This window comes from Streptomyces sp. NPDC048254, assembly GCF_043201895.1.
In the GTDB taxonomy this organism is placed as follows: Bacteria; Actinomycetota; Actinomycetes; order Streptomycetales; family Streptomycetaceae; genus Streptomyces.
In genome coordinates this window covers 91,308-103,389 of the sequence record NZ_JBICZJ010000021.1, presented here as the reverse complement: position 1 = coordinate 103,389, position 12,082 = coordinate 91,308, and the positions used below count along the sequence as shown (strand labels likewise).

Below are 12,082 nucleotides of genomic sequence, written 5' to 3'. Positions count from 1 at the left end.
GCACCGGTCGGGCGCGGGCGCCCGACCGGTGTGGTCGGAAAGCTGTCGAGGCGTGGGCTCGTCGCGTGCGGTCATTCGAACGCGTGCTCAGGCCCGGGGAACGCGCCGGTACGCACCTCGCCGACGAATGCGCGGACCGCCTCGTCCAGCGTCCCCGCGAGATCGGCGTACCGCTTCACGAACCTGAGGGGCCGGCCGATCCGCAGACCAGCCATGTCCTGCCAGATCATGATCTGGGCATCGCAGTCGGCGCCCGCGCCGATACCGATGGTCGGCACGGGCAACTCGGTGGTCAGTTGCTTCGCCACCAGCGCGGGAACCATCTCCAGTACCACGGCGAACGCCCCGGCTTCGACCACCGCCCGGGCATCCTCCAGCACGTCGGAGACGGCCTCGCCGCGTCCCTGCACCTGATAGCCACCCAGTTGATGCTCGCTCTGCGGGGTGAACCCGATGTGCGCCATGACCGGGATGCCCGCCTGCACGATCCGGGCGATCTGCGGAGCCACGCGCCGTCCGCCCTCGAGCTTGACGGCCTGACACCCGCCCTCCTTCATGAACCGGACGGCGGTACGCAGCGCCTGTTCCGGCCCCTCCTCGTACGAGCCGAAGGGGAGGTCGCCGACCACGAGTGCGTGCTCCGTACTACGCACCACGGCCTTCACGAGCGGCAGCAGTTCGTCGACCGTGACGGCGATGGTCGTGTCGTGGCCGTAGACATTGTTCGCAGCCGAGTCGCCGACCAGCAGTACGGGCACGCCCGCGGCGTCGAAGATGCCGGCCGTGTACTGGTCGTAGCTGGTCAGCATGGCCCATCGATGACCGGCCGCCTTGGCCGCGCGCAGGTGTCTCGTGCGAACACGGCCACGGGTCGGCCATACGAACATCGCGGGGGAGTCTTCCCTGGACCTCTCAGGCATGACGAATCCTCTGAATCATGATGCTGCGGATCCCCTCGGCAAAGAAATTTCCACCGATACCCAAGGGGAAGTCCCTGAACGGAATGCAGCGGCCACTACAGCCGAAATGTATTCAACCCAGCCATCAATAAAGCGATTCCGATATCACAAGATCGTTTGAGCCGCTTCCGATCCTATCCGAGGCCGGGCGAGAGACACAAGAGTGTTGAACCTCACCCTGACTCTCCATCATATAAACCTGGCCGCACCGTGGTTGACTTCACCCCACCTTCCAGTGATCAACTGCACCCAGAACACACAAGAACTTTCCTCACATCAGGGAAATCCCGTGATCCGACTGCATCTTGATAACGAGAGCCTACGTTCAATCAGACTGGCACTCAGCCCGCTATGGGAGACTCTTGGCAGCCTGGCACTCTTAGCCCGTTATCGCGGCGCGGTTCCGACACCGTACGCAAGTTGGATGCACTACGCACGGCGATCGATGCGTCCGGAGATAATGGGTCCGCTTCTTGATCTGACACGCAGACAAGAAACTGCGTTCCTGAAACGCGCCTACGCCTACATTCCCGACCCGTCCCGGACAACCCTTGCGGCCGAGCTCAACTTCCTGCGACAGGAGGGAAACCCACCGGGCGACGAGCAACTGGTGGACCTGCTCGAACAGTACTGGCACGGAGCGATCGGCCCCTACTGGAACTCAATCCGTACCTCACTGGAGGAGGAAATCCTCTTCAGGGCGCGAACACTGGCCGTCGGCGGTCCGGAGGCGATGCTCGCCGAGCTGGGAGGCCGGGTGCACTGGCGGCGGCCGACATTGACAGCCCCCTACCACCTGGACCTCACCCGTTCTGTCTCCCATGCGCAACTGGTGTTGATACCCAGTGTGTTCTCGGGTAGTACGCGCATGTTTACCGTGAATGACATGGCCATAGCGATGTCGTACCAGGCCCGTGCGGCAGGGTTCCTCTCCTCGGTCGCAGGCAGGAAAGGCGACACGGAGAGCGAGGACCGTTTGGCGCTGCTCATCGGAACCGGACGAGCACGGATCATGAGAGCGCTGGAGATGCCCAAGACCACCACCGCCGTCGCCCAGTCGCTCGGTTTGGCGAAGAGCACGGTCTCCCAGCACCTGGCGGTACTCACCTCGGCAGGCATCGTCTGGAGGCAGCGTCTCGGCGGCCGGGTCTTCTATCAGCTCGATCACAGTGGATTCGCCCTTCTTGAACAGTTAGGGGATTGAGGCGTCGCGCTCGGCCCGGGGCCGGCCACGACCACGCGCCGGTTCCCTCCGGACAACCTTGTTCAGGCCGCGAGCCAGGAGCGGAACCGGTCCGCCACCTCGTGCGGACCGATGGTCGGTCTCCCCAGCCCGGAGACCGACCCCGGCGCGATGCGCAGATGCACCAGGTGGGGACCCTGCCAGGAGGTGAGCCCTTCGAGTACGTTCCTGAACCCGTCCAGGGTGTTGCACCGGGCGGCTGTCCGATAGCCGCACGCCGCGGCGATCCCGGCGAAGTCGACCCCCGGGGAGACCGTCGGCTGACCTCCCGTCGAGTCATGGCCGGCGTTGTCGAGGACGATGTGCACGAGGTTGCCCGGCTGCATGGCCCCGATCGTGGCCATGTTGCCCAGTTTCATCAGCGCGGCCCCGTCCCCGTCCAGGACGACCACGGGCCTCGGCGAGTTCAGAGCCACTCCCAGACCCACAGCGCTGACGCATCCCATGGAGCCCACCTGGTAGAAGTGCTGATCCCGGTCGGCGAGTGTGTACAGTTCACGGCCGCCCTTTCCGGTCGACACCAGGACAGCCGCCTCGTCGGGAACCCACTCCAGGAGGCTCGTCAGGGCCTGGAACCGGGTCGTTCCGGAGAAGGTCTCCCGGAGATCCGTGACTACGCCCGTCAACGGCGCAGTGGCGTGCGGCGCGCTCAGGGGCATGTCCGTCACCGACCCGGCGGCCATGACCAGCGCACTGGTCCGGCGGTCCGCAGCTGCCCGGACAGCCCGGTCCAGGGTCGCCCCGACGATGTCGTCGGCGGCGGGGAAGGACTCGTGCCCGATCTCCAACAGCTCGAGCAGCCCGGGGGTGATCCTGCCCATGAGTTCGTGCTGCGGCTCGTCCGGCTTCCCCGGCTCTCCCCGCCAGGTGCAGATGAGCAGGGTCGGGATGCGAAAAGGTCGGTTCAGCGAGGTCAAGGGGTTGACCATGTTCCCGAGGCCGGAGTTCTGGCACATCGTCACTGTCTGCCGGCCTGCCAGCCAGGCGCCGGCCGACAGGGCGACCGCCTCGCCCTCCGAGGTGGCCGGGACATAATGCAGGTGGTCATCGGAGATCACATGGTTGATCAGAGGTGTCAACAGCGAGCAAGGCACCCCGGAGCAGAAGTCGTAGCCGCGCTCCGCGGCGGACCGGACAAAGGTCTGGGCGGAGATCACAGGGCCTCCTCCCCGAGCGGCACGCTCTGTGGCAGATAGCGGCGCGAGGCCTCCTCCAACTCCCGGTAGCCGAGCAGTTCGAAGACCTCGCTCAGCGGTGCGATGCTGTGCTCCACCCCCGTCACCGTCCGGGTCTGCCTGATCTCCCGGCAGGCGGAGCGCATGGCCGCAATCGAGGCCCGCATCATGTGGTTGGCCCAGATCACCGCGGAGACCCCGTGCTCCTCAAACGCGTTGGTCGGGACAGTGTGGTACGTGGTGGGCGTCACGATGAGCGGGCACCGTTCGGCCCACTCCTGAGCAAACCTCAGGATCTCCTTGCCGTCTGTCTCCTTGGAATGGATGAACACGGCGTCGGCCCCGGCCTCTCGGTACGCCTCCGCTCTGCGCATCGCCTCGCCGAATCCATGGCCGGCCACCAAGGCCTCGACGCGCGCGACCACGCTGAAGGCCGGTACGGTCTGGGCATCCTTGCAAGCCTTGATCTTGCCGCAGAACTCGTCGATCTCCGCCAACGGATGGCGCTCCCCGACAAAGGAGTTCAGCTTGGGGAAGACCTTGTCCTCGATGCACACGCCGGCCACGCCCATGCGGCACAAGCTGGTGACGAGGCGTCTGGCGTTGTTGAAGTTCCCGAAGCCGGTGTCGCCGTCCATGAGCACCGGAGTGCTCACTGCCTCGGTGATCGAGCCCACGACGTCGAGAACCTGCGTCCACGACAGCTCGTTGCTGTCCCTGACGCCGAACGCCGTGGCTATGGAGAGGCCGGAGGCCCAGATCGCGTCGAACCCCTCGTCCTGAACGATCTTCGCGGACAGGCCGCTGTGCGCTTCCATGAGGAAGCCCAGCGAGTCGCTGGTGAGTAACTCGCGCAACTGATCGGCCGGTTGCGAAGAAGCGGGGCCGCGCGGGACCTGTGCTCCCGATCCCTTGACTGTCATCGATGTCTCTCCGTTCTCAGCATGACGCTCGAAGGGCCTGCGGCAGAGGACCGTGCTCACGCCACGCGGCCGAAGCGCGGCGGCTCGCCGGTGGTGAGGATGTCGGCCACCTGCTCGGCAACCCTCGTCCGCTGGCTCTTCTCCGCTTCCTCGGAGAGGAAGGCGCGGTGCGAGCTGACCACGACGTTGTCGAATTTCAGGATCTCCCGGTTGACCTCGCTGCGGTTCGGGTCCTCCGGCGTGAACACGTCCGCCGCGTAGCCCTGCAGTCGGCCTGTCCGCAGCGCCTCCAGCACCGCCTCCGGGCGGACGAGCCCGCCCCGGGCCGCGTTGACCAGTACCGCTCCGGGTCGGAGGTGGGCGAGTGAGGTCTCGTTGACGAGGTACCGGGACGAGTCGTCCAGCGCGGCGTGGAGCAGGACCGCGTCCGACTGGGTCAGCAACGCTTCCAGGCTGTGCGCCTTGCGGACGCCGTGGCCGACCATCAAGTCGCCGTGCACCCAGGGGTCGTAGGCGACGACTCGACCGTAGAAGCCCGATAGCCTCCTGCTGACGGCACGTCCGATGCGTCCGAATCCCACGATGCCTGCGGTCAGTTCCTGAAGCCGCCTCGGACGTCCGCCGGTGAAGATGTTCCAACGGCCTTGCTTCACCGCCTGGTCCTGCACGCAGATGTGCCTTTCGAGGGCGAGCAGCAGCGCCATTGTGTGGGTGACCACCTCGTCGACGCAGTAGTCCGGCACGTTGAAGGCCGGTATGCCGCGGCGGGCCAGGACCGGCCCGTTGAGATTGTCGACACCGACTCCCTGCCGGGCGACGACCTTGCACGTGCCGGCCAGCACATCGGCCAGTTCTTCGGAGACCTGGGCGCGATACACGACGACGGCGTCGGCTCCCGCGATCCACTCCAGGAATTCCGGCCCTTCGGTGACGAACTCCCCGTCGCGCATCATCCCGAGATCGAGTCGGACGTCGTCGGGGAGAGCGGTCCGCTCGATTTCCGCCAGTCGCGGATCTACCTCTCCGCGCTCGCCCAGCGCCCACGCTGGGTCTGTGTAGACGACTCGGTAGTCGGACATGGACTTCCCTTCACGGTTCGTCGGCACGGAAATCGGGTCGGGATCGGGTCTGCGCGTCGTCGTGCGGTGCGGCCCCTCAGAGGATGAGAGTCCGCAGTGTGGTCATCTCGTGGATCGCGAAACGTACACCTTCGCGTCCGACGCCGCTGTCCTTCACCCCTCCGAACGGGATGTTCGGCGAGTCGAACTGGGGACCGTCGTTGACGATGACCGCGCCGACCTCGAGTTCGTCCATGGCTTGGCGGACGGCGCTGAGTCGTTCGGTGAAAAGTCCGGCCTGCAGCCCGTACCGAGTGCCGTTGGTGATCGCGATCGCCTCGTCGAGCCCGCTGACCCGGATGACCGGGGCACACGGTCCGAAGGTCTCCTCTCGGACCAGCGGAATGTGGTGCGGCACCTCGTCGAGCACCGTGGGCCAGAACTGGGCGCCCTCCCGGCGGCCTCCGTGGACGAGCCTGGCCCCGGACCGCACGGCCTCCTGGACGCGTTCCTGGACCACCAGCGCCGCCGCCTCGTCGATCAGCGTCCCCACGTCCGTCCCGGGGTTCCGGGGGTCGCCGACCACGAGGGACGCTGCCTGCTCCCGCAGCAGTTCCACGAATTCTTTCGCCACGCCCTCGTGCACCAGGATCCGTTTGACTCCGCGGCAGGACTGACCCGATGTGGCAAAAGCGCCGGCCGCCGCCGCCCGGGCCGCCGACGGAAGATCCGCGTCGTCCAGGACGATCAGCGCCCCGCTGTCGCCGAGTTCGTAGGTGGACCGGCACATGCCGATGGTGGAGGCGATGTGCCGTCCGACGGCCGCGCTGCCGGTGAAGGTCACCATGTCGATCAAGTCGCTGGTGATGAGCGCCTCCCCCGTCTCCTCCGGCGTGCCGGTCAGCAGCGTCAGCATCGGGGCCGGCAGGCCGGCGTCCAGCAGGCACCGGACGAAGCGCACCGCGGTGAGGGGCGTCTTCTCGGACGGCTTGAGCACCACCCGGTTGCCCGCGGCAATGGCCGGCCCGACCTTGTTGGCCGCCTGGTTGAGCGGTCGGTTGAACGGAGTGATGGCGGCCACCACACCCACCGGGTCCCGCCTGGTCACCGCGGTACGCCGGAGGCGCGCCGCAGTGACGTCAGTGGGTATCGCCTCGCCGTGGATCCGTTTCGCCTCCTCCGCGCAGACCCGCAGCAGTGCGAGTGCGCGGCCGACCTCGCGGTCGGCGTCCTTGCGAGCCAGCCCGGATTCCAGGCAGATCGACTCGGCGAAGCCGTCCGCGTCCGCTTCGATCCCGGCCGCCGCCTCGATGAGAATCTCCGAGCGGTCGAAGGCCGTGAGCCGGGGACGGTAGGCATGTGCCGCACGGAACGCGGTGCGGACCTGGTCCGCATCCGCCACGCCGGCCTCGCCCACGACCTCGCCGGTGTACGGATTGCGGACCTCGACGGTGCGATCGCCGGCGACCCATTCGCCCGCTATGAGAAGGGTGTTCATCCCGCGGGCTCCTGGTCTCCCCAGCCGATGCGGTCATGGCGTCCGCGCCGCAGTGTCGCGTCGGTGTGGAAGGTGTTCGTCATCTCCATGCGGTCCAGGTAGGAGTACCCTTCTCCGCCGCTCATCTTGATGAGCGCTCCCTGACCGCTGAATCCATGGGTGACACAGGCACCCACCCAGAGGCTGTCGTCGACGCCGAGCTCGGTGGAGCGGCTCGTACCGTCCGAACCGGTCCAGTGCAGCAGCGGCGACCCCTCGGTGACGAGGTAGTGGGTCGGACCGTGCTCGCACAGATCCGGCTCGAACTCCGGGGACCGGTTGTCTACCAGGACGAAGAGACCGTACAGGTCCGGCAACTGGGGCGAAGCAGCCATCGAGGCGACGGTGTACGACCTGAATCTGCGAATCCCGGCGATGCTGTCGTCGAACGAACCGTACGTCTTGCCGACCGCGTCGTGGGAGCGGTGCACCGGCAGCAGCGTGCGATAGTCGAGTCCGAGACATCGGGACAGAGCGATGATGTCGGCGGGATCGAGGGCGCTCGTCCGGTCCTGGAGGTAGGCGACCACGCGCTCCGGGTCGACCCCCGCGGCCTCAGCGGCGATCGGCGCGTCGAAGCCCCGGCGGGCCAGTTCGATGGTGAGCAGTGCCGCTCCCTCGGGTGCCTCGCCCAGGTCTGCCGTCAGCCGGGCGAAGGCGGGCTCTCCCCAGGTGTTGAGCCCTTCCGTGAAGCGGTGAAGGTTGGAACGCGTGGTGTACGACAGAATCCGCGCGGGCTCCCTGGACGCCAGGGAGTAGGTGTGCGGACAGTAGGGAGGCTCGACGTAGGAGTCCCCCACGATCCAGGAGTCCGCCGGGTCCCGGTTCGCTCGCAGAACGCTCCACGTGGCATCGGAGAGTTCGTCTCCCCAGCGGCCGTTGATGTCTCCCGGACCGAGATTGACGGTGATGGCCGGCTCGAGGTGGCCGTTGTTCAGCTCGGGCAGCCGGTCGTGCGGGCAGAGGATGTCGAGGATGACCGGGGCGATCCAGCCCAGCGGCGCAGGCAGGGTGTAGTAGTTGTAGAACTCGATCCCGCCGCGTTCCACCGTTCTGCCGGTGGCTTTGAGCTGTTCGGCCGTCTGGTGAAGGACCGTGGGCAGGTCGTCGTCGCCGCCGAGCTGGCCGACCGTGATGTTCAGAAAGTCGGCCAGCTCGGCGGCGTCCCGGCCCGGGAGCCGCGTGCGCCGGTGACGCAGTATCTCGTTCAGGACGGCCGGACTCACCGCGGTGTGCGCGCCGACGAGGTCGGGCGTCACCTTGCGAGCGTTCAGCCAGTGCCTCAGTTTGTAGGGATCGACGACTGATCCGTCCATGTCATCCTCTCCGTCTCGGGGATTCGGGAACCTGAGCCGACTGCGCGCCCGATGCTCCAGGAGCTCATCACGCCGTCCACGACGAGATCGTGTGCCGCGACATATGCGGCTTACGGCGACGCGAGCACAGGACCATGTCCGCGATCTCCTCCGCCGTCCCGATTCGCTCTGAAAGGCTCTCGGCTGCCACGCGCCTTCGCCGGTCCACCTTCTCGCCGGGTCGCGTTGCCCACGTGGGTGTGTCCACGGGCCCGGGTGAGATCGTGTCGATCCGCACGTGCTCCGCGATGAACTCCCTCCCGGCGGCCAGAAGCGGAAGACCGGTCGAGACGGCTTCCGTCCGGCACCGGGTCAACTGGACGAGGAACAGACCGAATCGGCCCATCCGCACCTGGTACAGGGACCCTCGACGAGATCCTCGGTCATGGTGCCCGCTGCGTTGACCACGACGGTGAGCGAGACGGCATGGATGCAGGACCCGATGATCGCGAACCGCCGCCCATCCAGCCCCCCTGCCAGATATGCCACACAGGCGAGGAACAAGAGTGGCGGCACCGCCCTGAAGGACCACCATGCCAGTGCCGCACAGACGCCCGTGGTGGTGAACAGGAGAACCCGTGCGACGGCGCTCTGGGGATGTCCCTCGGCAGCCGCGGTCGGCAACCGGGCCGCCCGCAGCGGGTTCACGTCCGGTACAAAGCACAGCCAGACAGCGAGCATGTCGACTGTGACGGCCATTACGCCCGGGATGGACATGGGGTACACGAGTGCCCCGGCGATCCGCATCGCGGCGGCTGTCAGAAGGAAGAGGCAGCTCGGCAGCGCGCAACGCAGTGTCGTACCGACGGTCCAGGCCGGCGACACTGTGCCGAGACCGGTCCGCCGAGCGAGGATGCCGGTCGGTGTGCCGTCCCACCGAGCGAGCAGCCCACAGCCGGGCTGGGTCTCTTCGGCCGTCAGCGGGGAGTTCGTCTTCCGGGCCGGCAGAGTCGCCGGCCACCGGGTCGCTAAGACCACACACCCGGGGATCACGGCACCGAGGATGTGCTGTTGTCCGGGCTGGGAGGTCATGCTTTGCCCGAGGACCGGCAGCCGCGCACGCGTCCTGTGCCCGGCCAGGCCGGGCCGGGGGTCCTCCCTGTTCCGCAGCGCCGTCATCCGGACGCTCCCGACTCGGCGCCGACCGGACGCCGAACGCTTGCTCAAGCCCGACGGGCTGCACGCGCACGTCCCTGATGACGCCTAACCCCCGGATACCGGAGGCCTTCGTGGCCTTCGTGGCCTCCGTGGCAGTGATACAGGGATCGCTGGAGAGGCTCGTGACCGTGGCCGCGCCGCCGGTCCGCTCCCCCAGGTCGTCGATCGGCAGGTCATGGGGGACCCGCTCTTCCTGCAGGATGACGACACCGGAGGTGAGACGCTCCCTGTCCTGCAGATGGTGACTGATGAGCAGCGGCCCGATGCCCTCGCCCGAAAGTTTCGCCACGGCCGCGCGAAGCCGTTCGTAGACCTTCGACGGCCCGCTGACGACCTTCTTCCTCTCGCTGTAGTCACGGCCGACGCCGTCCACGATGAGCGCGGGGCGGGTCACCGTGCTTTCTCGTTCCCGGTGCCGAGGGATCCGGTCATGTCCTAGCCGGCGGCCCAGGGCAGCTGCCGGCTGATCCACCGTGACGGCGCGGGCCCCGCACTCCAGGCGCCGCTTCGCCGTGTCCGACGGGGGCACCGTCGGACACGGCGACCGTCCACTGGGCAGAGCAACCGGCCAGAGGGGGCTGAGTAAGACGCCGCGAGCCACCTTCGCCTTGCACGTCTCCATTCCGAGACGGAGCTCTGTGACACCTTTCCGCTGCGTATATCCGATTGGCGCGCAGTATTCGAAGAATTTGGCCATCAGTGCGTAATCGAGCGCCACCGTCCACACATAAAGCGCGTCACCGAATACATACAGATACGACAGCATCCCGTCATCACATGCATCGTGACCGTATTTGTGCTGCAACCGCCCAAGCGGCGGGACCGCTCCCTCGCAGCAGATCGCCGGTTTTCCCGCTGCGAGTTCATACTCCGCGTTCAAAAAGATGGCGTACTCACGTCTCGCAACGGTTATCGGCTTGCTCGGCGGAGTCGTCAGACAGCCACCGAAAGAGACACCGCGTTCGCCTCGGCGCCCCGCCTCCGCCGAGAAAGTACCAGGCAGCCCTAACTCGCACCCCCGCGGCGCTCTCACCACGGCCCATGCCTCCAGCTCGCACGGCAAGATACACAACCCCCGTCCACCGCCGCGATCACGTGCATCAATGAGGAGTAACCGACCCATAGATCGACACAGAATTAGATAAACTCTATGGGGGAAATGGCCACCCTCTCCAGGCGCACCCCTATTACCTAACCAGGACCACTCCACTCCACACAGTGAAGTGGGTCACACTACCACCAGCGCGACCGGATTGTCCGGAAATTAAGGTGCAACCCCCATTTTAACCTCAGGCAACCTGGACATTCCCGAATCGCCACTCCAAAAAAATCGCTTGCTCCCGCAACACCCGGGTGCTTTACTACTCCCGGAATCTAGTAGGGTGCCTTGCCATGCCCATCGTGCCGTGAACTGGATTTTCGGGTGACATATCAATCAGGCCTTGCGGATGCATTACTTCAGGGGAAATCATCAATGCCGACCGCACGCCGATGTCCATGGACGCCGCCCTTCCGGCTGGCGCTCGCGGGCCGGTCGTGTACGACACCCTGTCCGAAGAACTGCGGCGCCTCTCGCTCCCTGGACTTCGCCGGGCCTTCGGTTCGCCGTTCGACACCACCACCACTCATGGCAGAGCGCCTCGACAGACGGCGGAGCCCTGCTCATGATCCTGGGCGCCTCGCACGGGTACTGGGTTCATCCGACGTCCGCGGGAGCCGATTTCGTCGCCCCCGGCCCGTGGCCGACCGATACTCCGCACACCCGTAGTCGGCCCTGCTGCACGGTCCCGCTTGCCGAGTGCTGCCAGCGCGCAGGGCCGGCTCACGAGTGGGGCCAGGGTGCCCCCTGGCAGGCGCGGGACACCCGGGACGCCCCGCCGTCGCGGGCTCGCCCGGGGCTGCATCTGGTCGACATCTCCCGCGCCGACATCCTCGACCAGAACGACCGACCTGGGCTCCGCAGGGCACCGTCGCTGCCGCGGCCGCGGCAGCGACGGTGCGAACGTACAGTGCCAGGGTGAACCGAGGCGCTGGCCCGTCACCCCCATGGACAGTCGCGCCCGCGGACGACCCGGCCGATGCCCCGCCCCCGTCCTTCCCGACCTCACCTCGTGGTACACCGACCACGGAGCCGACGTCGTCCCGCCCACACTGGGGGTTTTTCCCGGAGGCAGCCGATCCGGGCGAACTGAGCACATGGCGGCGGTCAGCAGCCTGTGCCGGCAAGCGGATTTCTCTCTCGGCCCATCGTGATCCCCGCTCAGGAGAACACCATGTCCTTCATCACCATCAGTACCCCGGCCGCCCCGGAGCCGGTCGGAGCCTACAGCCAAGGCCGCCGCATAGGCCCCTTCCTACAGGTCTGTGGTCAGATCGCCACGGACGCCGCGACCGGTGCGGTCCTTCGAGCCGACATCGCCGAACAGACCCGACGTGCCCTGAAGCAGGTGGAAGCGGTCCTGGCCGCCGATGGAGCCGGATGGCAGGACGTCCTGATGGTCCGTGTCCATCTCGCCCACGACGACGACTTCGAAGCCATGGACGCCGCCTACCGCGATGTCCTCGTCGGGCCGTTCCCCGCGCGTACCACCGTCACCGTCGGACTTGCCCCCGGCGCGCTCGTCGAAGTGGACGCGCTCGCGGTCCGTCCGTGACCGCCGGCTTCCAGGGCTGC

At 67.0% G+C, this 12,082-nt stretch carries 9 protein-coding genes; 2 read left to right on the top strand and 7 right to left on the bottom strand.

Annotated elements, in window-relative coordinates; all coding sequences use genetic code 11:
* Positions 1 to 71: 71 nt before the first annotated feature.
* A complete protein-coding gene (panB, locus tag ACGFZQ_RS41960; protein ID WP_393844946.1) occupies positions 72 to 887 on the bottom strand; it encodes a 3-methyl-2-oxobutanoate hydroxymethyltransferase in 816 nt (271 codons plus the stop codon).
* Between the two features lie 496 nt (positions 888 to 1,383).
* Between panB and ACGFZQ_RS41955 the strand changes: the two genes are divergently transcribed.
* Entirely contained in the window at positions 1,384 to 2,163 is a 780-nt protein-coding gene (locus tag ACGFZQ_RS41955) for an ArsR/SmtB family transcription factor (RefSeq protein ID WP_393844850.1), read from the top strand.
* A 62-nt stretch (positions 2,164 to 2,225) separates the two neighbouring features.
* Here ACGFZQ_RS41955 and aepY read toward each other — a convergent pair whose 3' ends face one another.
* From aepY to ACGFZQ_RS41925, 6 genes are all read right to left on the bottom strand, one after another.
* Positions 2,226 to 3,359 (bottom strand): phosphonopyruvate decarboxylase, encoded by a 1,134-nt coding sequence (gene aepY / locus ACGFZQ_RS41950; protein WP_393844849.1) that lies wholly within the window; start codon positions 3,357 to 3,359, stop codon positions 2,226 to 2,228.
* Positions 3,356 to 4,360: a phosphoenolpyruvate mutase gene (gene aepX / locus ACGFZQ_RS41945; protein ID WP_393844848.1), complete on the bottom strand. Its 1,005-nt coding sequence runs from the start codon at positions 4,358 to 4,360 to the stop codon at positions 3,356 to 3,358. The genes aepY and aepX overlap by 4 nt, the downstream gene beginning before the upstream one ends.
* Positions 4,357 to 5,379 (bottom strand): C-terminal binding protein, encoded by a 1,023-nt coding sequence (locus ACGFZQ_RS41940; RefSeq protein ID WP_393844847.1) that lies wholly within the window; start codon positions 5,377 to 5,379, stop codon positions 4,357 to 4,359. The genes aepX and ACGFZQ_RS41940 overlap by 4 nt, the downstream gene beginning before the upstream one ends.
* Positions 5,380 to 5,455: 76 nt before the next feature.
* Entirely contained in the window at positions 5,456 to 6,856 is a 1,401-nt protein-coding gene (locus ACGFZQ_RS41935; RefSeq protein ID WP_393844846.1) for an aldehyde dehydrogenase family protein, read from the bottom strand.
* Positions 6,853 to 8,211 (bottom strand): histidine kinase, encoded by a 1,359-nt coding sequence (locus ACGFZQ_RS41930; RefSeq protein ID WP_393844845.1) that lies wholly within the window; start codon positions 8,209 to 8,211, stop codon positions 6,853 to 6,855. The genes ACGFZQ_RS41935 and ACGFZQ_RS41930 overlap by 4 nt, the downstream gene beginning before the upstream one ends.
* A gap of 351 nt (positions 8,212 to 8,562) precedes the next feature.
* Positions 8,563 to 8,949 carry a hypothetical protein gene (locus tag ACGFZQ_RS41925; RefSeq protein WP_393844844.1) on the bottom strand — a complete coding sequence of 129 codons (387 nt, stop codon included), beginning with the start codon at positions 8,947 to 8,949 and terminating at the stop codon, positions 8,563 to 8,565.
* Positions 8,950 to 11,681: 2,732 nt separating this feature from the next.
* On the opposite strand from ACGFZQ_RS41925, the gene ACGFZQ_RS41920 reads away from it, so the two are divergent.
* Entirely contained in the window at positions 11,682 to 12,062 is a 381-nt protein-coding gene (locus ACGFZQ_RS41920) for a RidA family protein (RefSeq protein WP_393844843.1), read from the top strand.
* Positions 12,063 to 12,082: the final 20 nt, after the last annotated feature.

Coding starts and splice junctions, on each gene's coding strand:
- ACGFZQ_RS41930 (WP_393844845.1), bottom strand. CDS start 8,211: ATGGACGGATCAGTCGTCGATCCCTACAAACTGAGGCACTGGCTGAAC.
- ACGFZQ_RS41955 (WP_393844850.1), top strand. CDS start 1,384: ATGCACTACGCACGGCGATCGATGCGTCCGGAGATAATGGGTCCGCTT.
- panB (WP_393844946.1), bottom strand. CDS start 887: ATGTTCGTATGGCCGACCCGTGGCCGTGTTCGCACGAGACACCTGCGC.
- ACGFZQ_RS41935 (WP_393844846.1), bottom strand. CDS start 6,856: ATGAACACCCTTCTCATAGCGGGCGAATGGGTCGCCGGCGATCGCACC.
- ACGFZQ_RS41925 (WP_393844844.1), bottom strand. CDS start 8,949: ATGGCCGTCACAGTCGACATGCTCGCTGTCTGGCTGTGCTTTGTACCG.
- ACGFZQ_RS41940 (WP_393844847.1), bottom strand. CDS start 5,379: ATGTCCGACTACCGAGTCGTCTACACAGACCCAGCGTGGGCGCTGGGC.
- ACGFZQ_RS41920 (WP_393844843.1), top strand. CDS start 11,682: ATGTCCTTCATCACCATCAGTACCCCGGCCGCCCCGGAGCCGGTCGGA.